Origin of the sequence: Aquabacterium sp. CECT 9606, from assembly GCF_918741295.1 — a bacterium.
Classification (GTDB): domain Bacteria; phylum Pseudomonadota; class Gammaproteobacteria; order Burkholderiales; family Burkholderiaceae_C; genus Aquabacterium.
Map to the genome: position 1 here is coordinate 24,965 of NZ_CAKKNB010000001.1, position 23,796 is coordinate 48,760.

The following is a 23,796-nucleotide window of genomic DNA, read 5'->3' on the forward strand; positions in this document are numbered from 1 at the left end:
GTGGAGGAACTTCCCATGAAGTTTACGTTCAAGAGTTTGGTGGCGGTTGCCGCTTTTGTGGCCGTCGGTGCGTCCAATGCGCAGGGCAATGTGGGCTTCCCGCAGATTTTGCTCTCCGGTTCGGGTAACTTGATTTTTTCGAACGATGCGCTGTCGGCGCTGGCCGCTTCAGGGTCTACCCTGCGCACGCCGTTCACCACGCCCAATGTGCCCGGCGTGCTGCCTGGAGCGGGCCTCGTCAACGCTGCCACTTACAACCGGCCCACTGGCGTGCTGGGCATGGGCTTCTCGTCCTTGACCAACAGCGGTGACTCGGTGGCTTCCCTGCAGTCTGCCCGATCTTTCGTTGACATCCGTCGCACCATCGTCAACGACGATGACACCCTCACCTCGCGTTCGATCTACCTGACGAACTTGGACTGGAACCTGAGCAACTCCACAATCTACGCCAACCTGTATTCGCACAACCGCACCACCGGTGACCTCGTCACCTTTGGCAAGTTGGCCATCTTCACGGCCACCATTCCTGGCATCGTGGGCGGCACGCAAGGCAACTTTGTGGTGGATGGTGTTAATGACCAGGGCCAGCCCGTGTTGCGCGCCAGTGGCAGCCTGGCAGGTGCATTGCGCATCAATGCCGACACCGTGAACATCATGCTGGCCGGCCTGGGCTTGTCCACCGGCACGGATCCCTTGCCGATGCTGTGGCGCGAAGCCAATTGGGGCTCGGCCTCGTTCAGCGTGACGTCCGTGCCTGAGCCTTCAAGCTATGCGCTGCTTGGCGCTGGCCTGCTGGTGGCTGGCTTGATGACCCGTCGCCGCGCCCAAGCGGCCTGATCAGGGCAGACCCTGCTTAGGTCTATCCCTCGTTTGTCGTTCAGGCGACAACGTCGAATGGCACCACCCCCGACCATGCGCTCATCTTCAATGTTGAACGCTGGATCGGGGGTATGTCATGGTCAACCAATCGCACAAGGTGATGCCCAGGCTGGGGCTGCTGTCCCTGGCCTTGTGCGCACCTCTCAGCCAGGCGGTCCCCAACTTCCCGGACCAGGAGCTGGTGTGCGCCTTCAACGCTGCGCGTGAGCAACAACGCGCCGCCTCGGCCCAGAACTTCGCGCAGCCGGTGGTCCAGCAGATGCTGGTCAACGGTGCCCTGGTGTGGACGGCGGGCAGCAGTGCCGCCCCAGCGCTCAAGCCGGGTGACACCGTCACGCTGATCGGCAGTGGCTTTGGTGCCGGCACCGACATCGATTTCAGCAAGATCATGATCGGCAACAGCCGTGTGCTGGAGACCGATCTGGTGATGTATGAGCAAAAGCTTGACATCCTGGCCAGCGCCAACTACGAAACCGGCAAGGTTCGCAGCAGCTGGCCCAAGGATGTGCAGAGCTGGTCGGACACCCGGGTCGAGTTCCGCGTGCCGTCCCATGTCAGCAAGGGCCCTTTGAAGCTGCAGGTGCAAAAGCGCACGGGCTACAACCTGTCGATCAGAAAACCCGGCCAGCCCCACAACGTGATCGACGCGCAGCTGACACGCCTGGAGGCCCCGGCCAATCCCAACTGCGACATTGTCTCGACCTTGACGGACGAGACCAAGGCCATCGTGCCCATCGACGTGAACGTGAGCAACGCCAGCTTCGCGGAGCTGGTCAAGCTGGGCCGCCAGGTTTTCTGGTCTTACGACTATGGCCTGGGCGTGGCGCACAAGTTCAAGAGCCTGGAGTGGGACAAGATCTTTGGTGGCAAAGCCATTGACCCCTACACGCGCAAAGTGGCCGACCCAGCCTTGCTGTTTGGCGCCCACAAGACGGTGGCCGGACAGGTACCTGAAGAAGCCATCGCCGATGTCTACTTCAATCCCTATCCGCAAGAAAGCCCCATCCCCGGCTTCCTGCTGGTGGAGCCGCAGCTCACGGCCGGCAACACCAGCAACAGTGGCTGGGTCGGCTACCGTTACGCCGAATCCTCGCACCCCCTGCTGGGCAAAGGCAAGTGGATCGGCTTCAACTGCGCTTCGTGCCACGGCTACAAGATCAGCTACAGCAAGGGCAATGGCAACCTGACCAAGGTCTTCCCAGGCCTGCCCAACCCGCTGTGGACGCAGCGCTGGACCGTGCTGGGCGACAAGACCACGGACACCACCGCCACCTTCGCCTACATCGTGGACAACGAGCCCGGTCCTTCGTGGTCCACCGGCACCAAAAAGGTGGACAAGACACCGATGCTGTACCTGATGCCCGGCGGCGCCACCGAATCGACGATGACGCGCAAGGCGGGCGAAGGCACGGAGTACGACAACGACTACCTGTTCTCGCCGATGGTCATCCCCAACGTGACCAACCACCTGCCGATCCGCCGCTCGCTGTCGCACACCGAGTCTTACGTCGGGTTCGAGGGCTCCTACATCCACGCCCAGGAGCCTGAGGGCGCAATGGGCTCGATGGACCAGAAGTCGCTCAAGGCCCTGACCGCCTACATGTCGGTGCTGGACGAGAACGACGACGACCTGCGCAACATCGGCATGTTCCGCTGGCTCAAGTCCAACGGCAAGCTGGCACAGACGGGCAGCACCGCCACCACCGAAGGCGCTTTCGTGCAAAACACCTGGCAGAAGTACCCGGGTGTGGTGGCCAATGTGGCGCAGGGCAAGGCGGCGTTTGACCAGGCCTGTGCTTCGTGCCACTCGGACAAGCTGGGTGCCAACACCAACGAGAAGATGATCCCCTTGAAAGAAGTGGGCCGCTTCTTCGCGCCGTCGGATTTCCAGTACAAGCAGCAATCCATCCGCGTGACCTTCTTGCGCAACCTGTACTGGGTGCAATCGCGTGGCCTGCTCACCGATGGCCACGTGCGCAACCTGGAAGACCTGGTCAGCCCCGACCGCTGCAACGAGAACTCGCCCCTTTACAAGCAGTACTACACGCTGCATGCCCCGGCGCGGCCCGCCCTGGGCTCGGCGGACCAGCCTGCGGTCTTCCCTGACCTGAACCGCAAGGGCGATGTTTTCCGCGTGTACAAGGCCAAGAAGAAGAACATCTTCGACACCACGGCCGATGCGCGCAACACCTTCGTCGAGCGCCACAAGTACTTCGTGAGCATGCCCGGCGATGAAGGCCACTACTACTGGGACTACCAGAAGCTGCGCCGCGAGTTCGGCCCCGAGATCGGTGCGCCTGGCCCCATCGGCCTGCCTGCGTCGCCGCACCCTTGGTGCGCCAAGTGGGGCGGTGAGGTGAGCAACCTGGTTCAGTACCTGCTGACGCTGTGAGCGGCATGATTTCCTGAGTTCCTCCTGGGATGTCTACGGGACATCTTTGGCCGTCGGCGTCACAGCCGGCGGCCTTTTTTTCATGAAGGGGCGTGGCTGGTCAAGGCCGGAGGCGGCAGTCGCTCAGCACAGGCTCGGCCATGAGCAGGCCCTGATTGAGGCAGTCCAGATTCAGGGACTGGCCGACCACGGCTTGCCTGGCGAGGGGCTGGGCACCGCCATCGATCACGGCGCGCAGCCCGCCGTGTGACTCGCCCGCCCCCAGCGTGACCAGCAGCACCTGCCCTTGGCCGGCCTCGATCTGGTTGACCACGCCATGGACCTGCATCCGCTGGCCCTTGAAGCGGGCATTGGCGGCCTCGCGGTCGCTGGCATAGGCCTGGGCAACCTCTTTGGCGTTCAGGTGCCCAGGTGGGGGCGTGCTGGCGGGCGTGGGCACGGTCGGCTCAGCCACCGCGCTGCGGTCAGGCGCCGATGAGGCCTCTGGTGTGGCCGCATCCGGCCTTGGACTCAACCAGGCATGGCCCACATACAGCATCCCACCAAGGACCGCGGCCAGGCCAAAGGCCTTGATGAGGGGTGATGCTGTGGGGGGGGACATGGGTGGAGAACCTCGCAGGCTTTCAGTTGCCTGACATTGTGCCGATAATGGTTTCACCATGCCCTACGTCCTGCTCACCCCCGACGGCCAGATCAGCAGCTTGCACCGCGAACCGCAACCCGGCGCTGATTTTGTGGCGCCTGACGATCCCCGGGTGCGCGCCTTCCTGGGTGACCACCGCGACGAGCCAGCCCGGCAATTTGCCAGCCTGGACGCCGACCTGGTGCGGGTGCTGGAAGACCTGATCGATGCGCTGATCCAGCGCAATGTGCTCATGGTCACGGACTTGCCCATTGAGGCGCAGCAAAAACTGTTCAACCGCAAGAACGTGCGCGACCAGATGAAGAACTACTCGCTGCAACTGTTCGGCAGCGAGCCCCTGGGACCCAAGGTGGACGAGGTCGTGCACACCGATTTTGGCGACAGCCTGTAAGCGCCCTGGCCTGATCAACAGGCGCCTGTGTAAGATCGGTGGCGATGGCCGCCCTGAACATCCCTTGCTTCAAACCCCGCTTCTCTGTGATGACGCTGGCCCTGGGCACGGTGCTGACCACCCTGGCGCACCACACGCACGCGCAGGCCTTGCCCGATGTGGTGGTCACGGCCACGCGCACACCCCAGGCCACGTTTGACGTCGGTGCCTCGGTGGATGCCATCAGTGGCCAGACGCTGCGCAGCGCCGGCCCCTTGGTCAACCTGTCCGAGGCCCTGACGCGCGTCCCCGGCTTGTCGGTGCTGAACCGCCAAAACTACGCACAAGACCTGCAGATCTCCAGCCGGGGCTTTGGCGCGCGCGCCACCTTTGGTGTGCGGGGTGTGCGTCTGTATGCCGATGGCATCCCCCTGACCATGCCCGATGGCCAAGGCCAGGCGTCGTCGATCGACCTGGGTTCGGCCCAGCGCATCGAGGTGTTGCGTGGTCCCATGTCAGCCCTGTATGGCAACGCTGCGGGCGGCGTGATCCAGGTGTTCACCGAAGACGGCCCGCCCACACCTGAAGTCACCATGGGCTATGCCGTGAGCCGCGATGGCTTCCACCGAGAGTCCCTCAAGCTGGGCGGAGAGGCCGGGCAGGTCAACTACCTGATCAATGCCAGCCACTTTGAAACCAAGGGCTTTCGCGATCACAGCGGGGCACAGCGCGACCAGGTCAACGCCAAGCTCAAGTGGTCGTTGCAGGACCGGTCGACGCTGACGGTGGTGGGCAGTTACCTGAACATGCCTGAGGTGCAAGACCCCTTGGGTTTGACCAAGGAAGAGTTGGCGGCCAACCGCCAGCAAGCCACGGACAATGCCCACCTGTACAACACCCGCAAGGACATCGCCAACAGCCAGCTGGGCGTGGTCTATGAAAAGCCATTGAGCTTTGGCGAGTTGCGTTGGCTGGGGTACACCGGCACCCGGCAGGCGTTGCAGTTCCAGGCGATCCCGGCCAACAGCACGCAGAACGCGGTGGCCCATCCCGGCGGCATCATCGACCTGGCGCGCTCATTTGCCGGCCTTGATGCCCGCCTGACCTGGCGCACCCAGTTGGCATCACGGCCTTTCTCGCTGACCGGCGGGGTGAACGTTGACCAGATGGACGAGCACCGCCAGGGCTTTGAGAACTTTGTTGGCACGGTGCTGGGCGTGCGCGGCGAGCTCAAACGCGATGAAGACAACCGCGCCCGCAACCTCGACCAGTATTTGCAAGCCCAGTGGGACCTGAGCGAACAATGGGTGGCCGCCGCAGGCGTGCGCCACAGCCGGGTGAGCTTCAACTCTGAGGATCACTACGTGGTGGCCGGCAATGGCGATGACAGCGGGGGCATGGCGTTTTCTGCCACCACGCCGGTGGCCTCGCTGATGTGGAAGCCCGTGAAGGGCACCCACCTGTACATCACCGGTGGTCGCAGCTTTGAAACCCCCACCCTCAACGAGGTGGCCTACCAGGACACCTCCGGCACGGCCACCGGCTGGAACACCGGCTTGAAGGCCAGCCGCGGTGAGCACCTGGAGCTGGGCCTCAAGCAGGCTCTGGCGGGCAAGGGGCTGTTGAACGTGTCGGTGTTCAACACCCGTACCGATGATGAGATCGCCGTGAACGTGAACGCGGGAGGGCGTGCCACCTACAAGAACGTGGGCCGGACGCGGCGATTGGGTGCCGAGGCGGCCCTGCAGTGGCAACTGGCGCCGGGCTGGTCCTTGTATTCATCGGCGGCCTGGACGCAGGCGCGTTACCGGGATCCATTCCAGAGCACGGCGATGGGCACGACCACCACCGTCCCTGGGGGCAATGATCTGCCGGGTGTGCCTGACCGGACCACCTTTGCCGAGCTGCTGTGGCGCCCAAGCGCCGCATGGCACGCGGCCGTCGAGGCCCGCCACACTGGCCGCATCTGGGCCAATGACCCCAACACCGAAGCGGCGGCCAGCTACATCCTGTGGGCTCTGCGTGCCGGTTGGGTCAAGACGTTTGGCGATTGGCGCGTGAACACCTTGCTGCGCATCGACAACGTGACCGACCAGCATGTGGTGGGCTCGGTCATCGTCAATGAAGGCAACCGGCGTTACTACGAACCATCGCCGGGCCGCAGCGCCTTGTTCAGCGTGCAGGTCAGCAAAGCCTTTTAACCAGCTTGCGCGATCAACCCAGCATGCGGTGGGTGAGCGCCGGCAGCTGCTGGCGCACCGTGGCTTGGCGCGCGCGGTCCAGCGCGCCCAGCACCACGCCCGGGCCTTCGGGCTGCACGGCCGTCACCTCGCCCCAGGGCCCGATCAGCATCGAGTGGCCGAAGGTGCGGCGCCCGTTCTCGTGCTCACCGCCTTGCGCGGGGGCCAGCACATGGCACAGGTTTTCAACCGCGCGGGCGCGCAGCAGCAGCTCCCAATGGGCTTGGCCTGTGGTGTGCGTGAAAGCGGCTGGCAGCACGAACAGGTCGCAGGGCTGGTCTTGGCTCAGGGCGCGGAACAGCTCGGGAAAGCGCAGGTCGTAGCAGACCGACAAGCCCACGCGCCAAGTGCCACCTGCCCGGTCGGTCACGTTGAAGGCCACGGGCTGTGAGCCGGGCAGCAAGGTGGCCGATTCGTCATAGCGGCGCTGGCCATCGTCAAAGCAGAACAGGTGGATCTTGTCGTAGCGCGCCACGCGCTCGCCTTGCGGGTTGAACACCAGCACGCTGTTGAACACATGCTGCGCATCGTGGCTTTGCAAAGGCAGCGTGCCGCCGATCACCCACACGCCATGGGCTTTGGCGGCCTGGGCCAGCGTGGCCTGCATGGGGCTGAGCGCGCGGTCAGGCGCCAGCGCATCGGCCAGGGGCTCGGCGATGGCCAGCTTGTCGGCATCGTGCAGGCCCATCAGGCAGAAGTATTCGGGCAGGGCCACCAGCTCGGCGCCGGCTTGCGCGGCTTGTGCGATCAGGGTTTGCGCCTGGGCCAGGTTCTCGTCCACACGGGGGGTGGACACCATTTGAAGGGCTGCAACTTTCATGATCACGATGGTAGTGGCGGGGCAGGGCCATTGTCACGGTTATCCTTGTGCCCATCATGCTCGATGCCGCCCATGCCCCGATTGAATTGACGACCCTGGTGGACCAGGTGAACGATGCCGCCCAGCGCGGGGCCGTGTTGCGCGTGCGCGGCCATGGCAGCAAGGACTTCCTGGGCGATGCCTCGCGGGGCGAGGTGCTGGACACCCGGGGATGGCAAGGCATCGAACAGTACGAGCCCAGCGAGCTGGTGATCAGGGCCCGCGCCGGCACGCCTTTGTCAGAGATTGAAGCGGTGTTGATGGAGCGGGGCCAGTACCTGGCCTTTGAGCCACCGCGCTGGTCTTTCCAGCCCGGTGCGCAGGGCTTGGGGCCGACCATTGGCGGCGTGGTGGCCAGCGGCTTCAGTGGCCCCGGCCGCGTCAGCCGCGGTGCGGTGCGCGACCACGTGCTGGGCGCTGGCGTGCTCAATGGCCGAGGCGAAGTGCTGCGCTTTGGCGGCTCGGTGATGAAGAACGTGGCCGGCTTTGATCTCTCGCGCCTGATGGCCGGCTCCATGGGCACGCTGGGCGTGATCCTGGACGTGACCTTGAAGGTGATGCCCCAACCCGTGGCCACGGCCACCCTCCGCATCGACATGGCCGAGAAGGATGCTTTGGCCCAGGTTAACCAGTGGGCGGCGCAGCCCTTGCCTTTGGATGCCTCGGCCTGGTGGGATGGCTTGCTGGTGCTGCGCCTGCGCGGTGCGCGCGCCGCGGTGGAGTCGGCCGCGCAACGCCTGTGCCTGGAGCGCGAAGGCGAGTTGATTGCAGCGCCGTCGGCCGAGCCTTTCTGGCAAGGCCTGCGCGATCACAGTGACGAGTTCTTTCAACGGGCCCGCGAGGCAGTGGCCCAATCCGGCCACCAAGGCGTGAGCTTGTGGCGCTTGTCGGTGCCCCCCACGGCCGCGCCGCTGGGCTTGCCCGGCGAACAGCTCACCGAGTGGTTTGGTGCCCAACGCTGGGTGTGCACATCGGCCCCGGCGGCGGTGGTGTTCGAGGCCGCCGCGCGCGCGGGTGGCCATGCCCAGCCCTTTGTCTGCCACCAAGTTCAGCCCCTGGTTCACGAGGCCGCTCTGTCGCCCGTGCTGCGCCAGTTGCACCAGCGCGTGCAGCAGTCCTTCGACCCCCACGGGGTGTTCAACACCGGTCGCCTTCATGCAAACCCAGCTGTCTCCTGAATTCGAATCCACCACCGAAGGCCAGCAGGCCCAGGCGGTGCTGCGCCAGTGCGTGCACTGCGGTTTTTGCAACGCCACCTGCCCGACCTACAAGCTGACTGGCAACGAGCTGGACGGCCCGCGCGGCCGCATCTACCTGATGAAGCAGGTGTTCGAAGGCCAGGCCCCCACGCGCACCACGCAAACGCACCTGGACCGCTGCATTGGCTGCAACCATTGCGAGAGCACCTGCCCGTCGGGCGTGCCGTACCACGAGCTGCTGGCCGTGGGCCAGGCGGCGGTGGACGCGCGCGTGGAGCGCCCCCGCCAAGAGCGCCTGATGCGCTGGGCCCTGCGCACCGTGATGCCCTCGCGCTGGTTCGCGCCGGCTTTGCGCCTCGGCCAGGCCGTGCGGCCCTTGTTGCCGGCCAAGCTGCAAGCCAAGGTGCCCCAGCGCGCGGTGTTGCCCCCGGCCGCATGGCCCGATCCGAAGAAGAGCCTGCACACCCGCCAGATGCTGATGCTCAAGGGTTGCGTGCAACCGGCCTTGCGGCCCCACATCGATGCTTCAACCGCCCGGGTGATGGACGCCGTGGGCGTGCGCGCCGTGGTGGCGCCGGCCTCGGGTTGCTGTGGCGCCATCCAGGGGCACCTGGGCGACGTGGAAGGCGCGAAGAACCGCGCCCGCACCAACATCGACGCCTGGTGGCCGCTGATCGAAGGGCAGACACCCATCGAGGCCATCGTGGTCAACGCCTCCGGCTGCGGCGCCTGGACGCGCGACTACGGCAAGCTGCTGGCCGACGACCCGGTGTACGCCGACCGCGCCCGCCGCGTCAGCGACCTGGTGCGCGACCCGGGCCAGCTGCTGCCCGACTGGGTGCCGATGCTGTCGAGGCGCATGGCGCGCCGGCCGATCGGCTCGCTGGGCTCGGTCACCTTTCACCCCCCGTGCAGCCTCAGCCACAGCCTGAAGCTGAGCAGCGCGGCCAAGCCCGGTCCGATCGAAACCGGGCTGCGCCAGTTGGGTTTTGACGTGCGTTTGGCCGCCCGAGACAGCCACCAGTGCTGCGGGGCGGGCGGTGCTTACAGCGTCTTGCAGCCCGAGATGTCGATGCAGTTGCGCGACCAGAAGGTGCAAGCCCTGGAGGCCGCGGGCGCCCAGGTGATCGCCAGCGCCAACATCGGGTGCATCTCGCACCTGCAGGGCGGCACCGCCACGCCGGTCAAGCACTGGGTGGAGTTGCTGGATGAGGCCTTGACGGGCTGAGCCGGCAGGCTGGGCATTCGCCCCGCCTTTTTTCAAACCTTGAAATAGACCGCCGCCGGGGGCTTTGTTCGCCCCAGCGCGGTGAACCTGCCTGCGCGACGATTGACGCAGGACGGTGATGGTCGGCATTCGCCGTGCGGTGGTCCGCGAACCGTGAATTAAGTCCGGTTTGGCGGTCCGGCTCGGTGCGTTTGGCGCTTTGACAGGCATCCGCACATTTAGTAACGCCTGCCGATGCCGATAGAAGTCGGAAGCCGTGGGTGGCGTCTGCAATCTGAGTTGAGGGGTTTGTGATGAAAAACTGGTCTGTTTCTCGCCGTGTGGCACGGGGTTTCACCTTGATCGAATTGATGATCGTGGTGGCGATCATTGGGATTCTGGCGTCGGTGGCTTATCCGGCTTACACGGACTACATCCGGCGTGGGGCGTTGCCAGAAGCCTTCACGGTACTGTCCAGTGCACAAGTTAAGCAGGAGCAGTTTTACCAGGACAACCGCAACTACGGGAGCGGCACCACCTGTGGCGGCATGAACCCCATGCCCACCAATAAGTACTTCACATTCGTGTGCGATTCAGCGTCGGCCACCGGGTATACCGTCATAGCGACAGGCAACACTGGCACGGCCGCGAGCGGGCATGTCTACACGGTGGATCAATCAGGTGGCAAGGCCACGACCACTTTCAAAGGGGCAACCGTGTCCGGCAAGGCATGTTGGTTGTCCAAGGGCGACGAGTGCTGATCATGAAAACGCAACGTGGCATTTCCATGATCGAGGTGGTGGTCACCATCGCCATCATGGGCATCCTGATGGCGGCGGCCATGCCCAGCGTGGGCGACTGGATCCGCAATTCCCGTGTGCGCAACACAGCCGAGTCCATCCAGAACGGCTTGCAGACCGCGCGCATGGAGGCAGTGCGCCTGAACCGGCCGGTCACCTTCTCCCTGGTGTCAAACCTGACCAGCAGCTGCGCGCTGTCCTCCAGCAGCGGCTCGTGGGTGGTGAGCCAGGAAGCGCCCACCAACCATTGCCATGACAACCCAACGAGCACCACGTCTCCGATGGTGGTGGCCAAAGGTGCCGTGGCCGACGGGGGGGGCGGCGCGACCGTCTCGGCCATCAATGCCTCCAACACCGCGGCCACCTCCATCACCTTCAATGGCTTCGGGCAGATCGCCAACGCCTCCGCCGCCACAGCCATTCGCATCATCGCGGTGAACAGTGCTGATGGCACTTACCGACGTCGGGTTGAGGTTTCCCTCGGTGGCATTGGACGCCTTTGCGATCCCACCATCGATACCTCCATCCCCGCCAACACCGGCGACACCCGCGCCTGCAACAACGCGCTCATCAACTGAAAGCCATGCGCAGACCTCGGCAAACCGGTTTCATGCTGATCGAGGTGTTGATCAGCGTGCTGATCTTCTCGGTGGGCGTGGTGGCCCTGGTTGCCTTGCAGGCGGCCATGACGCGCGCGCAGACCGAGGCCAAGGCCAGGACAGACGCCAGCTACCTGGCGACCGAGTTGGTGGGCTTGATGTGGAGCGATGTGAACAACTTGAGCGCCTACACCACCGCCAACTGCGCCAGCAACACGCAATGCAATATGTGGCTGGCCAAAGTGCAGCAAACCTTGCCCACCAACAACACTGCGCCGGTCGTGACTGTGGACACGGGCGCTTCTTCGGCCACGCTGGGCGATGTGTCCATCACCATCACTTGGCAATCCCCTGGTGGGGATACTCACCGCTACGTGATGTCCACGAGCATCAAATCATGAAGCGCGCGCGTGGTTTCACCCTGATCGAGCTGATGGTGGCCGTGGCCCTGGGCTTGCTGACCACCTTGGTGATCGCCCAGGTGTTCCTGCAATCCGAAGGCAACAAGCGCACCAGCACCAGCGGCAGCGATGCCCAGGTGAACGGCGCATTGGCCTTGTACGCACTGCAGCGAGACATCCAGATGGCTGGCTATGGTTTGTCGGCCATGCCGGCCGCCGTGGGGTGCCCCACCACCGCCCAGAACAATGGCACCGCCGTGCTCAGCAGCGCGCCACTGGTGCCGGTGAGCATCACGTTTGGGGCCAGTGGGGCTTCGGACACCTTGACCGTGTTGTACAGCCAGGGCAGCGACTACTCGGTGCCCATCAAGGTCTCGGTGGACCATGCCAAGACGGACGTGTCGTTCACCGTGCCCTCGACCTGGGGCGTGGCCAATGGCGACATGCTGGTGGCCGTGCCCGCCACGTGGGTCGCAGGCAGCAATGAATGCACGTTGTTCCAGGCCACCAGTTCGGCGTCGGACAGCAGCACGCAAATCCAGAACGCCAACACCAGCGTCTGGAATCAAGCGCTGTCCTTCATCATGCCCGCGATCGGCTACCCGGCGGGCAGTGCCTTGCTCAACCTGGGCAGCGCGCCAGTGCGGCGGGTGTACTCGGTCAACCCGGGGACCTGGACCTTGCAGGGCCGGGAGCTGGGGGCAACCAATGCCCGTGACCTGTTTTCGCAGATCGTGTTGCTCAAAGCGCTGTATGGCAAGGCGGCGGTGGCCAACGGTCCGGTGGTGAGGTACGACACCGTGGCCCCCCTCAACAGCGCCGATTGGCGGCTGGTGCAGAACATCCGCTTGCTGATTGTGGCGCGCAGCGCGCAAAGAGAGGACCTGAAGAAGGACCCCGTCACGCCCAATGCCTTGGTCTGGGATGTGGGTCCATTGGCAGCCGTCACTGGCAGCGTGGCCTGCAATGGTTCCAGCAAATGCGTGACGCTGGACGTCAGCCCTTCCGACACCACCAACTGGCGCTACTACCGCTACAAGGTTTTCGAGACGGTGGTTCCGCTGCGCAACACCGTGTGGAATCAGTGATGATGAAGCACCCTCCATGCGCCAGCCAGGGCCGTCAGAAAGGCGCATCCCTGATTTTTGCCATGATCACCCTGGTCTCCATGATGCTGGCGGCCATCGCCCTGGTGCGTTCGGTGGATTCGGGTTCGCGCATCCTGGGCAACATCGGCTTTCAGCAAGACGCCACGGCGGCTGCCGAGCGGGCCACGCGCGAGGCCACCACGTGGTTGACCGCGGCGAACCGCGATCTGACCGCGAACTCGGCAAGTGGCGATGGTTTTTTTGCGACAGCCCCGGTCAACCTTGACGTGACCGGGCAATTGGGATCACCCGCGACCCGCACCTTGGTCAACTGGGGCAACAACAACTGCGGGGGCTCCTCGGCCGCCTGTTTGACGCCCCACAACTCCGGCGCCGTCAGCACGGGCAACACCGCCCAATATGTGATCTTCCGCTTGTGCCAAAGCGCCGGTGCCATTGGCACCAGCAACTGCGCGCAACCACTGACCTCGTCCTCTGGTGACCCCTCCCACAACGGATCCTGCTCGGGGGGTGGCGGCAATTGCGCGGGCACAGGCAGCATCTCGGGTCAGTATTTTCGAATCGTGGTGCGGGTCACGGGCTCGCGCGATACCACCAGCTTCACCGAAACGATCGTGCAGTACTAAGGTCTGAAAGGACAGGTCGACCACCATGAACAAGCCCACCTCAATGCAAGCCAGAACCTGGTTGATGGCGGCCTGGTTGGCCGTGTCCAGCCTGATGCTGGGCGCACACTCCCAGGCCGTGGCGGCCACCACCAGCATCGCCAATGAGCCGCTGGCCACTTTGTCGTCCTCCAACACCAAGCCCAACATCCTGTTCGTGCTGGACAACTCCGGCAGCATGGGTTGGGATTACATGCCCGACGATGTCAACACCGCCGCCTCCAGCTACACCACCACGTACGGCTACAAGTCCGCCCAGTGCAACGGCGTGGCGTATGACCCCACGTTCACCTACTCACCGCCCTTGAAGGCTGATGGCACCAGTTATCCCAACGCCAACTTCTCGGCGGCCAACCCCAACGGGTTTGGCCCCACGCTGAGCGGCGGCACGGCGTACTACAGCGACAGCAATGTCACCACGGGCACGGGCAGCAAATCGTTTGTGTTCACCAGTGGCTTTCTGGCAGGGTTCTTCAATGGCTTCAACTTCCTGGGCGGCTTGCCCCCCTGGTCGGTGGGCGATGTGATCACCGCCGTGGACGCCAATGACGAAAACCATTGGGTCATCGGCACCGTCACCAACGTTGCCAACGCCGGCATCTGCCTGTTCTCGTGCACCCGGACCATCACCATCACCGTGACCAGCTACAACGGTACCGATGCGGCGGCCGACTGGAAGGTCAATGAACTGCAGGTGGACAACCTGGCCAACAGCACCTACTACAAGTACACAGGCGCCGAAACCAAGATGGGTTGGACTTACACCGCTGCCGGTGTGAGCAACACCACCTTCAAGAACGAGTGCATCAGCCACCCAGGGCTGCCCTCGGGCGAAACTGGTGATGGCAAGTTCACCGGCGTGGTGGTGACCGCAGGTTCGTCCGAGGCGCAAAACTACGCCAACTGGTACCAGTACTACCGCACGCGCATGCTGATGACGCGCACCGCCGCGGGCCGCGCGTTCCAGCCGCTGACCAGCCGTTACCGCGTGGGCTTTTCAACCATCAATAACACGGGCATCACGGAAAGCACCACCCTGTCCACCATCTCGGCAGGCAATGCCTTCTTGAATGTTCGAGACTACGACAGCACCCAGCGTGGCTTGTTCATGGAGCGGCTCTACAACGCCACGCCAAGTGGCGGTACGCCCTTGCGCACGGCATTGTCCAAAGCGGGCCGTTACTTCGCCAAGAAGGTGGCAGGGCAGACCTACGACCCCATGCAGTACGCCTGTCAGCGCAGCTATGCCTTCCTCTCCACAGACGGTTACTGGAACGATGGCAGCAATCCCAAACAATTGGATGGGAGCACCGACATTGGCCAGCAAGACGGGGCGGATGTGCGGCCCTTCAACGACGGCGGATCGGCCACGCGCCAAACGGTCAGTACCAGCACGGAACGCCGTGAAACCACCACGCCGGTGACCGTGTCCCAGCTGTACACCCGCAACCTGTACACCTATGGAGCGTATTCCTTCAGTTGCTTTGGCTACCCCGAGACCACAACCACCCAGACGGTGACGACCTCCGCCAGTGGAACGCAAGTGGTGACCACCGACTACGTCACCACCACCACCACTGCGGACGTGTACACCAACGGCGTGCTGTCCACATCCACGGTCGTGACCGGACCGGTCGCCACGCCCGTGTCCACGAGTGGCCCCACGCCCCCTGTCGCGACGACGGGCTCGGCCTGGGTCAGTGGCACACCTTTCAGCAGTGGCTGCGGCTCCAAGAAGACGACCCCGAGTGGCATCTTCCCATCGGGCAGCGTTGTCACCTCGCCAACTGGTGCTGCGGTCGCGGTCACGCTGTCAACCACGGCTGCCGGCCCCACGACAACAATCGTGGGTGCCTCTGGCGGCGTCTCCAACACCCTGGCCGACGTGGCCGAGTATTACTTTCAGACAGACCTGCGCACGAGCGTGCTGGGCAACTGCATCGGCTCCCTGAACACCGATGTGTGCGACAACAGCTTGTTGACCGCCTCGGGCCGGGACACGGCGACCTGGCAGCACATGACCACCTTCACGCTGGGCCTGGGCGTCAACGGCGCGCTGCCCTACGACCGCTACTACCTGGACCATGCCACGCAGGCCACCTCGTCGTACTACAAGCTGATCTCCGGTGACTTGACGTGGCCGGCACCTGTCTCGGGCTCCGTTACCACCGTGGATGACCTGTGGCATGCGGCCGTCAACGGTCGCGGACAGTACTTCGGCGCCAACAACGCCACCGACCTGACGACGGCCTTGACCAATGCCCTGGCTGGCATGGGCAAGACACCAGGCTCTGGCGCGGCCCTGGCCTTGAGCAGCGCCAGGCCATCGGGCACCGACAACCTGGCGTTCTCGACCGCTTACACCACGGTGGACTGGACCGGCGACATGCTCGCCTACGAGATCGCCGCCGATGGCACCATCTCCACCACGCCTTTGTCGGGCACGGCGCAGGCCGGTGTTGATAACCTGGCCCTGCGAGGCGCCAATGCCACGGACCGCCGCAACATCTACTACCGCAAGCCGGGCACGACGTCGCTGGTGGCCTTCAACTTCAGCAACCTCACCAACGATACCTTGACGGGCCACTTCACCGGTTTTTGCGGCAAGACGGTGTCGGACACCGCCACCGTCTACCCGCAGCAATGCGCGGGCTTGTCAGCCACGCAACTGGGTTACGCCAACAATGGCAGCTACCTGGTGAACTGGTTGCGGGGCGAAGACACCTTCGAGGAAAGCAAGAGCACGCCCTTGTTCCGCGGCCGCGTCAGCGCTTTGGGCGACATCATCAACAGCGAGCCGGTGTACGTGTCCAAGCCGCCCTTCAGCTACACCGACTCGGGCTACGCTTCCTTCAAAACCACCAATGACGCACGCCGTGCCGTGGTCTATGTGGGCGGCAATGACGGCATGTTGCATGCATTCTCGGGCGCTCGGGCCGACCTGGGCACGGAGTTGTGGGCCTTCATCCCCACGGCGGTCATGCCCAAGCTGGGCCGCCAGGCCAACACCTACTACGGCAATTACCACCAGTACTACGTGGATGGCTCGCCCATTTATGGTGACATCAAAACGGGTGGCAACTGGAAGTCCATCCTGGTCGGTGGATTGAACGCGGGCGGCAGGGGCTACTACGCGCTGGATGTGACCAACCCCGCCTCACCCACGCTGTTGTGGGAGTTCACGATGGGCACGCTCAGCAACGCCGCCACGGACTCCAAGGACCCGGACCTGGGCCTGACCTATGGTGATCCCATCATCACCAAGCGCGCCGATGGCACTTGGGTCGTGGTGTTCGCGTCCGGCTACAACAACACAGGCAATGGCTACCTGTACGTGCTTGATGCCAACACAGGCGTGCAACTCTCCAAGATCCCTACCTACACCTCGGGTACCACGCCAGCGGGCACGGTCGGCACACCGAGTGGCCTGGCCAAGCTCAACGCCTGGATCGACTCCCCCAGCAACAACTCGGCCAGCCGCTTTTACGGTGGCGACCTGCTGGGCAACTTGTGGCGCTTCGACATCGACAACCTGGTGGCACCCAATGGCAAGGCGCAGCGATTGGCCTCTTTCCTGATCGGGCAGAGCGCCAGCACGCCCCAGCCCATCACGACCAAACCCAGGTTGTCTTATGCCAAGTACGGGACGACCAAGTACCCGATGGTGTTCGTGGGCACGGGCCGCTACCTGGGCACGCCCGACCAGTCGGATGCCACGCAACAGTCCATCTACGGCATCAAGGATCCGCTGACCGCCTCCGACTGGGGCGATGTGCGGGCCAATGGTTCCTTGGTTCAGCAGACCGTGACCATCGATGCCTTGAACCGGCGCAAGGTCTCTAACAACGCCGTCAACCTGTCGGCTGCGGGCGTGGGAGGGTGGCGCGTCGATTTGCCCGACAGCAAGGAGCGGATCGCGGTTGACATGAAAGTTGAATACGGCGTTCTGACGGCGAGTTCGACCATCCCAGGAACCGCCACGTGCGCTGCCGCAGGTGAAACCGGGGCCCCCTACTCCTTCAATATGCTGACCGGGTCTGCGCTGACCGCCGACGGGGTGATCAGTCCTGGGCCTGGCAAGGGCGTGGTGGGGGAGTCCATCATCGTGGTCAACGGACGGCTCATCCGCGTGCGCAAGTACCGCGACGGCAGCATCACCTATGAAGACATTGGGAAAGCCCCGGATGAAGCCGGCAGCGGTGGCTTCAAGCGCGCCTCCTGGCGAGAGCTGATCACCAATTGACGCGATGGCAAGGCGAGTTTGGCCATGAACCAGCGCTTGAGCACCTGTGTGGTCATGGTGGTGGCATTGCATGGCGCCGTGCTGGCGTGGGCCAATCGGCCTGCCGATGGCACGGCCCAAGCAATGGCCCAGTCGGGTCATGCGGTACAGGTCCGGATGCTGTCGGCGGCGTCCGTGCCTCCGTCATCAAGCCGGGATGTGACTGCCAACGCACTGGCCACTTCCGATGCGTCATTGGGCGGTGCGGCCGACACCCCCGCCCAGGATGTTGACAGCGCCATCGACCTGGACGGCTACGTGCCGCGCCGCTGGCTGACGGTGGCGCCAAGGCCCACTGCCCCGGTGCTGCTGCCGTTCCCGTCGGACTTCAATGACAACGCCCATTACACCGTGGTGCTGAACCTGTACATCGAAGCCGATGGACGCGTGGGCCGCATCGAGTTCGAAGGCGTGCCACTGCCCGATCTGCTGGCACGCGCCGCGCGGAGCACATTTGAAAATGCCCGCTTCACGCCCGGCCAGGTGAAAGGCCGCATCGTCAAATCATTGATCCGGGTCGAGGTGGATTTTGACAACCTGGCGCAAGGCTAATCAAAGCCTTCCCTGATCCGCACACCACTCACTCCACGACCCCGCATACAGCCTTGACCCTTCCAGCCCCGCGTGCGTCATCGCCAGCAGGTTGTGGCAGGCCGTGACGCCCGAGCCGCACTGGTGCACCACGGTGTCCACAGGCTGTGATCCCAGCAACGCGGTGAACTCATCGCGCAGCACCTGCGCCGGTTTAAACCGCCCATCAGCCCCCAGGTTCAACTGAAAAAAACGGTTGATGGCCCCCGGGATGTGCCCACCCACCGGGTCCAGCGTTTCGTTCTCGCCGCGAAACCGGTCTGGCGCGCGGGCATCGACCAGCTGCATTGCGCCACGGTTACCCAGGTGGGTCTGCACAAAGTCGATGCGGGTCAGGTGCTCATCGTGCGGTGTCAGCTGGATCTGGGAGGGCGAGCGGGAAGGCGCCTCGGCGCTGACGGCGCCGCCGTGTGCCAGCCAGGCGGCCCAGCCGCCATCGAGCACGCGCACCAAGGGGTGCCCCATCCAGCGCAACATCCACCAGGCCCGTGCGGCAAACATGCCCCCAGCGTCGTCATAGGCAATGACCTCGGTGCCTGGCTGCAAACCCCAACCGCGCAAGGTGGCCAGCCACGCATCGGGGTGGGGCAGCGGGTGGCGGCCGTTCAGCCCGGTCTTGGGGCCCGACAGATCGCTGTCCAGGTTCGCGTACACGGCGCCCGGCACATGGCCCTGCGCATAGGCCTGCTGACCCGCTTGCGGTGCAGCGAGGCTGAAGCGGCAATCCAGCACCAGCACATCGCTGTTCGGTTGCTTCAGCAAGGCCACCAGCTCAGCGGCCGAGATCAAAGTGTGTTGATGAAGGAGGTTCATGCGGATCGGTTCAAGGCGGCTTGGAGGGCGTGGATCACCGCGGCGGGTTCTTCGTGCACGATCCAGTGCGTGGCCTGCGGCACGCGCGTGATGTGCAGGTCGGGCACGTAGGCCTCCAGGCCATCCAGCAGACTGGGCGGCAGGGCCATGTCGGCCTCGCCCCAGATCACGGTGGTGGGGATGTTCACGTGCAGCATCGCCTCGGGCAGCGTCAAGTGCATGACCGCGTCGGTGGGGGCCGTGGGCGGGTGCAGGGGCGAGGCGCGGTAATAGTTCAGTGGTCCGCTCAAGCCGGCTGACCAGGCCTGGCGGTACTGCTCACGCAGCTCGGGCGTCAGCCAGTCGGCGCGGCCAAAGCGCTCGAAGAATGACCACATCTTGGCGAAATCATCGGCCTGCAAATAAGCTTCAACACCCGGGCGGCGCAGCAGGTTCATGTACTCGCTGGCGGCTTGTTGCGCGGGGTCGTGGCGCAGCGCCTTCATGAACAAGGCCGGGTGGGGCGCGTTCAGGATCACCAGGCGCTCCATCATCTGCGGGGCCATGGCGGCCAGGCCCCAGGCGATGGCACCACCCCAGTCGTGCGCGATCAAGGCGGTCGCCGGGGCGCCCAGGGTCCGGATCAAGCCCAGCACATCGGCTCCAACCAATTGCGCGCGGTAGTCCTTCGCGTCGGGGGGCGCGTAAGAGCCCGGGTAGCCGCGCAGATTGGGTGCCACGCAGCGGTAGTGCTCGCCAAAGTGCGCCAGCAGTTCATCCCAGGCAAAGGCGGCTTCCGGAAACCCATGCAGGAACACCAGCAGTGGCGCGTCCTCCGGGCCGGCCATGCGGCAATCCAGCCACGCCTGCGGCTGGGTCGCGTCAAGCGAGGGCAGGGTGATGCGGCGGCTGGTGATGTCCATGCGGGGCTTTCGTGAAGGCGTCAGAACAGCGCCATGCTCAGCTTGCGGCGGTACTGGTCGATGACGGGGTCGGCGCTGGCGACCTCGTGCTTGCCGGCGATCTCCAGCTTGCCCTTGGTGTCAGTGGGGGCCGCTGCAGCCTGTTTGGCGGGGGCCTTGGGAATGGGTTTGGTCATCACTTCCAGGATGGCCACGTAGGTCTTGCGGGCCAACTCGTCCGACCAGGTCTTGTCACGCATGATGATCTCCAGCAGCTCGTCCATGGCCTGGGTGAACAGGCCGACGGCGAAGTGCTGTTGCGCCAGCTCGAAGCGGGCGGCGAAGTCGCGTTTGTTGGCGGCAATGGCGTCGGTCAGCACCGAGGCCGGCCGCAAGTCGGGCGCGGTTTGCGCCGCGTTGATGTAGCGGCCAAAGGCGGTCACGCGGGGTTCGGCCAGCAGGCCGGTGGCGCGCGCGCCAATCGGCTCGAACACGCTGGCCGCTGCAGCAGGGTTGCCTTGGGCCAGCAGCAGCTTGATCAGGTCGTAGCGGGCTTCGTCGTTGCCGGGGTCGCGGGCCACGGCGTCTTCCAGCAGATCAAGCGCGGAGGCGGTGTCGCCCTCGGCGACCAGTTGCTCGGCTTGCACGGTCTCGGCCTCGGAGGTGAGGGCGCCCTCGCTGGGCACGTGCTTGTCCAGGAACTCGCGGATCTGCGCCTCGGGCAAGGCGCCCACGAAGCCGTCCACCGGCTGGCCGCCCACGAACATCACGCAAAAGGGAATGGAGCGCACGCCGAACATCTGGGACAACTGGCCGGCGATCTCTTGCTGCTCGTCGGCGTTCAGTTTGGCCAGCTGAAAGCGCCCCGCGTAGTCGACCTCAAGCTTTTCCAGCACCGGGCCCAGCGCCTTGCACGGGCCGCACCAAGGGGCCCAGATGTCCAGCAAGATGGGCTGTTGGGTGGAGCCGGCCAGCAGGTCGGTTTCAAAGTTCTCGAGGGTGATATCGATCATGGTGGCAGCAAGCGCCTAAAATTGCAGGTTTTACAGCGAGGAGCGAGCCGTGAACAACGCGACTCCCTTGATTGGCGTGGTGATGGGTTCCAGCAGTGACTGGGACGTGATGCGCCATGCAGCCGACATTCTCACCGAGTTCGGTGTCCCCTTCGAGGCGAAGGTGGTTTCAGCCCACCGCATGCCCGACGACATGTTCGCCTATGCCGAGGCGGCGCGCCAGCGTGGTTTGGTGGCCATCATCGCGGGGGCGGGCGGCGCGGCCCACCTGCCCGGCATGCTGGCGGCCAAGACCACGGTGCCTGTGCTGGGTGTGCCCGTGCCTTCGCGCCACCTGCAGGGCGTCGATTCCCTGCATTCCATCGTGCAGATGCCCAAGGGCATCCCCGTGGCCACCTTTGCCATCGGCACGGCTGGTGCTGGCAACGCGGCCCTGTTCGCGGTGGCCATGCTGGCCCAGAACGATGCCGGTTTGCGCGATGCCCTGGAGGCGTTCCGCGCCCGCCAGACCGAGGTCGCCCGCAACATGACCCAAGACCTGAGCCTGGATCCCCAATGACGACGCGTGACGTGATCTTGCCCGGCGCTACTTTGGGCGTGCTGGGCGGCGGCCAATTGGGCCGCATGTTTGTACACGCTGCCCAGTCCATGGGTTATGCCACGGCGGTGCTTGACCCCGATCCCGCCAGCCCGGCCGGCCTGGTGTCGCACCACCACCTGAAAGCCGACTATCTGGACGCCGCTGCGCTGGCCGAACTGGCCAAGCTGTGCGCGGCCTTCACCACCGAGTTCGAGAACGTGCCCGCCCAGGCTTTGGATGCCCTGGCGATAACGCGCCCGGTGGCCCCCGCCGGCGCAGCCGTGCTGGTCTGCCAGGACCGCGCCCTTGAGAAAGCCCACTTCGTGGCCAGCGGCGTGCCCTGCGCGCCCCACGCCCTGATCGAAACGCCCGAGCAACTGGCCGCCATCAGCGATGACCTGCTGCCCGGCATCCTCAAAACGGCCCGCCTGGGTTACGACGGCAAGGGCCAAGTCCGCGTCAAGACCCGGGCCGAACTGGCCCAGGCGTGGGACGAGCTCAAGCGTGTGCCCTGCTTGCTGGAAAAAATGCTGCCCCTGGACTTCGAAGTCAGCGTCATCGTGGCGCGTGGCCGTGATGGCCAGATCGTGCACTTTCCCGTCCAGCACAACCTGCACCGCGATGGCATCCTGGCCGTGACCACGGTGCCCGCACCGGGCGTCAGCGAAGCCCTGTCCAAGCAGGTCATCAACGCCGCGCAAACCTTGGCCGCCTCGTTGAATTACGTCGGCGTGCTCTGCGTGGAGTTTTTTATCTTGCAGGACGGCAGCCTGGTGGCCAACGAGATGGCGCCGCGCCCGCACAACTCAGGCCACCACACCATCGATGCCTGCGACGTTTCGCAATTCGAGATGCAGGTGCGTGCCATGACCCGCCTGCCCCTGGTGGCGCCGCAACTGCACAGCCCTTGCTTCATGCTCAACCTGTTGGGCGACCTTTGGTTTGACGACGCGGCCCCCACCGTGCAACGCGAGCCCGACTGGGCCGCGGTGCTGGCCTTACCGGGCACCCACCTGCACCTGTATGGCAAAACGGACGCGCGCCGGGCCCGCAAGATGGGCCATTTGACGGTGACCGGTGCCACCGCCGACCTTGCCCGTGATGTGGCCTTGAAATCGGCGGCCATCCTTGGCATCGAGTCTTTCTAAACTGCCCCTCCATGCGATTGCTCGATCCCGCCACCCAGCCCGACGCCATTGAACAAGCCGCTCAACGCCTTGCCGATGGCGGCTTGCTGGCCTTGCCCACAGAAACTGTCTATGGCCTGGGTGCCCGCGCTGACGACGACGCCGCCGTGGCCCGCATCTTCCAGGCCAAGGGCCGGCCCGCCAACCACCCGCTGATCGTGCACGTGGCCAATGCCGAAGCCGCCTGGCAGTTCGCCTCGGCCGTGCCATTGGTGGCACAGCAACTCATGGACCGCTTCTGGCCCGGCCCCCTGACCGTGATCGTGCCGCGCGCGCCCGGCATGGCCGCCGCTTCGGCGGGCGGGCAGGACACCATCGGCCTGCGCTGCCCGGATCATCCCGTGGCCTTGAAACTTCTGCAAGCCGCCGCCCGCCTGGGCGTGATGGGCGTGGCCGCGCCCAGCGCCAACCGCTTTGGCCGCATCAGCCCCACGCGTGCCGAGCATGTGATGGACGAGTTCAAGGACCAGGGCGAAGGCCCGGACGAAGTCTGGGTGCTGCAAGGCGGCCTGTGCGATGTCGGCATCGAGTCCACCATCGTCGATTGCACGCGCGCCCACCCTGTCATCCTGCGCCCTGGCCGCCTGACCCGCGACGAGATCGAAGCCGCCGCTGGCGAGCCTGTGGGCTTGTCCACCCCCGAAGCCCCGGACGCCGACGCGCCACGGGCATCCGGCACCTTGGTCGCCCACTACGCGCCGCGCGCCAAGCTGCGCCTGATGAGCGACACCCAGCTGTCGTCTGCCCTGGACCTGATCGAACCCGAGTTGACCGCCAAGGCGCTGGCCAACAAAGCGGCCACGCCGCCGGGCATCGCCGTGTACTCGCGCAGCCTGTGGGCGCACCGCCCGGCCAGTCCCGGCGTGGTGCAGCGCGCCATGCCCGCCGATGCCATCAGCGCCGCGCACCACCTGTTCTCCGACCTGCGCGAACTCGACGCCCTGGGCGTAGACCTGATCTGGGTTGAAAAACCCCCGGTCGACCCCGTCTGGGACGGCGTGCGCGACCGGCTTGCCCGCGCGGCGGCTGCTTAACACCCCCTTAACACCCGCACAGCGCGACTCTAGTAAGCTTCGGCCCTGCTCG

The 23,796-nt window shown here is 64.9% G+C and carries 21 protein-coding genes; 16 read left to right on the forward strand and 5 right to left on the reverse strand.

The features are described 5' to 3' along the window. Positions 1 to 15 precede the first annotated feature (15 nt). The gene (locus LQ232_RS00085) at positions 16 to 837 is read left to right on the forward strand and encodes a PEP-CTERM sorting domain-containing protein (RefSeq protein WP_230177119.1); all 822 of its coding nucleotides are present in this window, start codon (positions 16 to 18) and stop codon (positions 835 to 837) included. 118 nt (positions 838 to 955) lie between these two features. Further along, a complete protein-coding gene (locus tag LQ232_RS00090; RefSeq protein WP_230177121.1) occupies positions 956 to 3,271 on the forward strand; it encodes an IPT/TIG domain-containing protein in 2,316 nt (771 codons plus the stop codon). A 100-nt stretch (positions 3,272 to 3,371) separates the two neighbouring features. Here the strand turns inward: LQ232_RS00090 and LQ232_RS00095 are convergent, their stop codons facing one another. Next, positions 3,372 to 3,872, reverse strand: a complete 501-nt coding sequence (locus LQ232_RS00095) for an OB-fold putative lipoprotein (protein WP_230177123.1) — start codon at positions 3,870 to 3,872, stop codon at positions 3,372 to 3,374. A gap of 58 nt (positions 3,873 to 3,930) precedes the next feature. On the opposite strand from LQ232_RS00095, the gene LQ232_RS00100 reads away from it, so the two are divergent. Both LQ232_RS00100 and LQ232_RS00105 read left to right on the forward strand, forming a co-directional pair. Beyond that, entirely contained in the window at positions 3,931 to 4,305 is a 375-nt protein-coding gene (locus tag LQ232_RS00100) for a hypothetical protein (RefSeq protein ID WP_230177125.1), read from the forward strand. A gap of 44 nt (positions 4,306 to 4,349) precedes the next feature. Beyond that, a complete protein-coding gene (locus LQ232_RS00105; RefSeq protein ID WP_230177127.1) occupies positions 4,350 to 6,485 on the forward strand; it encodes a TonB-dependent receptor in 2,136 nt (711 codons plus the stop codon). A gap of 13 nt (positions 6,486 to 6,498) precedes the next feature. Here LQ232_RS00105 and LQ232_RS00110 read toward each other — a convergent pair whose 3' ends face one another. Beyond that, a complete protein-coding gene (locus tag LQ232_RS00110; protein WP_230177129.1) occupies positions 6,499 to 7,344 on the reverse strand; it encodes a carbon-nitrogen hydrolase family protein in 846 nt (281 codons plus the stop codon). Between the two features lie 56 nt (positions 7,345 to 7,400). Between LQ232_RS00110 and glcE the strand changes: the two genes are divergently transcribed. From glcE to LQ232_RS00155, 9 genes are all read left to right on the forward strand, one after another. Further along, positions 7,401 to 8,561 (forward strand): glycolate oxidase subunit GlcE, encoded by a 1,161-nt coding sequence (gene glcE / locus LQ232_RS00115; protein WP_230177131.1) that lies wholly within the window; start codon positions 7,401 to 7,403, stop codon positions 8,559 to 8,561. Continuing rightward, entirely contained in the window at positions 8,539 to 9,810 is a 1,272-nt protein-coding gene (gene glcF / locus LQ232_RS00120) for a glycolate oxidase subunit GlcF (protein WP_230177133.1), read from the forward strand. Before glcE ends, glcF begins: the two co-directional genes overlap by 23 nt. A 293-nt stretch (positions 9,811 to 10,103) precedes the next feature. Continuing rightward, entirely contained in the window at positions 10,104 to 10,550 is a 447-nt protein-coding gene (locus LQ232_RS23515; RefSeq protein ID WP_305878252.1) for a type IV pilin protein, read from the forward strand. Positions 10,551 to 10,552: 2 nt separating this feature from the next. Further along, positions 10,553 to 11,167, forward strand: coding sequence for a GspH/FimT family pseudopilin (locus LQ232_RS00130; RefSeq protein WP_230177141.1), 615 nt, complete (start codon positions 10,553 to 10,555; stop codon positions 11,165 to 11,167). 5 nt (positions 11,168 to 11,172) lie between these two features. Continuing rightward, entirely contained in the window at positions 11,173 to 11,589 is a 417-nt protein-coding gene (locus LQ232_RS00135) for a pilus assembly protein PilV (RefSeq protein ID WP_230177144.1), read from the forward strand. After that, positions 11,586 to 12,677: a PilW family protein gene (locus LQ232_RS00140; protein ID WP_230177146.1), complete on the forward strand. Its 1,092-nt coding sequence runs from the start codon at positions 11,586 to 11,588 to the stop codon at positions 12,675 to 12,677. Before LQ232_RS00135 ends, LQ232_RS00140 begins: the two co-directional genes overlap by 4 nt. Before the next feature lie 62 nt (positions 12,678 to 12,739). Further along, positions 12,740 to 13,324: a hypothetical protein gene (locus LQ232_RS00145; RefSeq protein WP_230177148.1), complete on the forward strand. Its 585-nt coding sequence runs from the start codon at positions 12,740 to 12,742 to the stop codon at positions 13,322 to 13,324. A 25-nt stretch (positions 13,325 to 13,349) separates the two neighbouring features. After that, positions 13,350 to 17,606, forward strand: a complete 4,257-nt coding sequence (locus tag LQ232_RS00150) for a pilus assembly protein (protein ID WP_230177150.1) — start codon at positions 13,350 to 13,352, stop codon at positions 17,604 to 17,606. 24 nt (positions 17,607 to 17,630) lie between these two features. Then, complete coding sequence (locus LQ232_RS00155) at positions 17,631 to 18,197, forward strand: energy transducer TonB (protein WP_230177153.1); 567 nt, start codon at positions 17,631 to 17,633, stop codon at positions 18,195 to 18,197. Here the strand turns inward: LQ232_RS00155 and LQ232_RS00160 are convergent, their stop codons facing one another. Genes LQ232_RS00160 through LQ232_RS00170 form a run of 3 tightly spaced genes read right to left on the reverse strand, consistent with a single transcriptional unit; the run spans position 18,198 to position 20,943 of the window. Next, positions 18,198 to 19,049 (reverse strand): sulfurtransferase, encoded by an 852-nt coding sequence (locus LQ232_RS00160; RefSeq protein ID WP_230177155.1) that lies wholly within the window; start codon positions 19,047 to 19,049, stop codon positions 18,198 to 18,200. Then, on the reverse strand, positions 19,046 to 19,951 hold the full coding sequence (locus tag LQ232_RS00165) for an alpha/beta fold hydrolase (RefSeq protein WP_230177157.1): 906 nt from the start codon (positions 19,949 to 19,951) through the stop codon (positions 19,046 to 19,048). The genes LQ232_RS00160 and LQ232_RS00165 overlap by 4 nt, the downstream gene beginning before the upstream one ends. Positions 19,952 to 19,971: 20 nt before the next feature. Beyond that, positions 19,972 to 20,943: a tetratricopeptide repeat protein gene (locus tag LQ232_RS00170; protein WP_230177166.1), complete on the reverse strand. Its 972-nt coding sequence runs from the start codon at positions 20,941 to 20,943 to the stop codon at positions 19,972 to 19,974. 82 nt (positions 20,944 to 21,025) lie between these two features. On the opposite strand from LQ232_RS00170, the gene purE reads away from it, so the two are divergent. The 3 genes from purE to LQ232_RS00185 are packed head-to-tail and all read left to right on the forward strand — an operon-like array spanning position 21,026 to position 23,744. Further along, complete coding sequence (gene purE / locus LQ232_RS00175; protein WP_230179688.1) at positions 21,026 to 21,502, forward strand: 5-(carboxyamino)imidazole ribonucleotide mutase; 477 nt, start codon at positions 21,026 to 21,028, stop codon at positions 21,500 to 21,502. After that, positions 21,499 to 22,671: a 5-(carboxyamino)imidazole ribonucleotide synthase gene (locus LQ232_RS00180; protein ID WP_230177174.1), complete on the forward strand. Its 1,173-nt coding sequence runs from the start codon at positions 21,499 to 21,501 to the stop codon at positions 22,669 to 22,671. Before purE ends, LQ232_RS00180 begins: the two co-directional genes overlap by 4 nt. Positions 22,672 to 22,682: 11 nt before the next feature. Next, complete coding sequence (locus tag LQ232_RS00185) at positions 22,683 to 23,744, forward strand: L-threonylcarbamoyladenylate synthase (RefSeq protein ID WP_230177192.1); 1,062 nt, start codon at positions 22,683 to 22,685, stop codon at positions 23,742 to 23,744. Positions 23,745 to 23,796 lie beyond the last annotated feature (52 nt).

What these genes read in the sequence shown, in the direction of transcription:
- LQ232_RS00105 (WP_230177127.1), top strand. Translation starts at nt 4,350, where the DNA reads ATGGCCGCCCTGAACATCCCTTGCTTCAAACCCCGCTTCTCTGTGATG.
- LQ232_RS00100 (WP_230177125.1), top strand. Translation starts at nt 3,931, where the DNA reads ATGCCCTACGTCCTGCTCACCCCCGACGGCCAGATCAGCAGCTTGCAC.
- LQ232_RS00140 (WP_230177146.1), top strand. Translation starts at nt 11,586, where the DNA reads ATGAAGCGCGCGCGTGGTTTCACCCTGATCGAGCTGATGGTGGCCGTG.
- LQ232_RS00145 (WP_230177148.1), top strand. Translation starts at nt 12,740, where the DNA reads ATGATCACCCTGGTCTCCATGATGCTGGCGGCCATCGCCCTGGTGCGT.
- LQ232_RS00110 (WP_230177129.1), bottom strand. Translation starts at nt 7,344, where the DNA reads ATGAAAGTTGCAGCCCTTCAAATGGTGTCCACCCCCCGTGTGGACGAG.
- LQ232_RS00165 (WP_230177157.1), bottom strand. Translation starts at nt 19,951, where the DNA reads ATGGACATCACCAGCCGCCGCATCACCCTGCCCTCGCTTGACGCGACC.
- glcE (WP_230177131.1), top strand. Translation starts at nt 7,401, where the DNA reads ATGCTCGATGCCGCCCATGCCCCGATTGAATTGACGACCCTGGTGGAC.
- LQ232_RS00090 (WP_230177121.1), top strand. Translation starts at nt 956, where the DNA reads ATGGTCAACCAATCGCACAAGGTGATGCCCAGGCTGGGGCTGCTGTCC.
- LQ232_RS00095 (WP_230177123.1), bottom strand. Translation starts at nt 3,872, where the DNA reads ATGTCCCCCCCCACAGCATCACCCCTCATCAAGGCCTTTGGCCTGGCC.
- glcF (WP_230177133.1), top strand. Translation starts at nt 8,539, where the DNA reads ATGCAAACCCAGCTGTCTCCTGAATTCGAATCCACCACCGAAGGCCAG.
- LQ232_RS00170 (WP_230177166.1), bottom strand. Translation starts at nt 20,943, where the DNA reads ATGATCGATATCACCCTCGAGAACTTTGAAACCGACCTGCTGGCCGGC.
- LQ232_RS00150 (WP_230177150.1), top strand. Translation starts at nt 13,350, where the DNA reads ATGAACAAGCCCACCTCAATGCAAGCCAGAACCTGGTTGATGGCGGCC.
- LQ232_RS00180 (WP_230177174.1), top strand. Translation starts at nt 21,499, where the DNA reads ATGACGACGCGTGACGTGATCTTGCCCGGCGCTACTTTGGGCGTGCTG.
- LQ232_RS00130 (WP_230177141.1), top strand. Translation starts at nt 10,553, where the DNA reads ATGAAAACGCAACGTGGCATTTCCATGATCGAGGTGGTGGTCACCATC.
- LQ232_RS00160 (WP_230177155.1), bottom strand. Translation starts at nt 19,049, where the DNA reads ATGAACCTCCTTCATCAACACACTTTGATCTCGGCCGCTGAGCTGGTG.
- LQ232_RS00085 (WP_230177119.1), top strand. Translation starts at nt 16, where the DNA reads ATGAAGTTTACGTTCAAGAGTTTGGTGGCGGTTGCCGCTTTTGTGGCC.
- LQ232_RS00155 (WP_230177153.1), top strand. Translation starts at nt 17,631, where the DNA reads ATGAACCAGCGCTTGAGCACCTGTGTGGTCATGGTGGTGGCATTGCAT.
- LQ232_RS00135 (WP_230177144.1), top strand. Translation starts at nt 11,173, where the DNA reads ATGCGCAGACCTCGGCAAACCGGTTTCATGCTGATCGAGGTGTTGATC.
- purE (WP_230179688.1), top strand. Translation starts at nt 21,026, where the DNA reads ATGGGTTCCAGCAGTGACTGGGACGTGATGCGCCATGCAGCCGACATT.
- LQ232_RS23515 (WP_305878252.1), top strand. Translation starts at nt 10,104, where the DNA reads ATGAAAAACTGGTCTGTTTCTCGCCGTGTGGCACGGGGTTTCACCTTG.
- LQ232_RS00185 (WP_230177192.1), top strand. Translation starts at nt 22,683, where the DNA reads ATGCGATTGCTCGATCCCGCCACCCAGCCCGACGCCATTGAACAAGCC.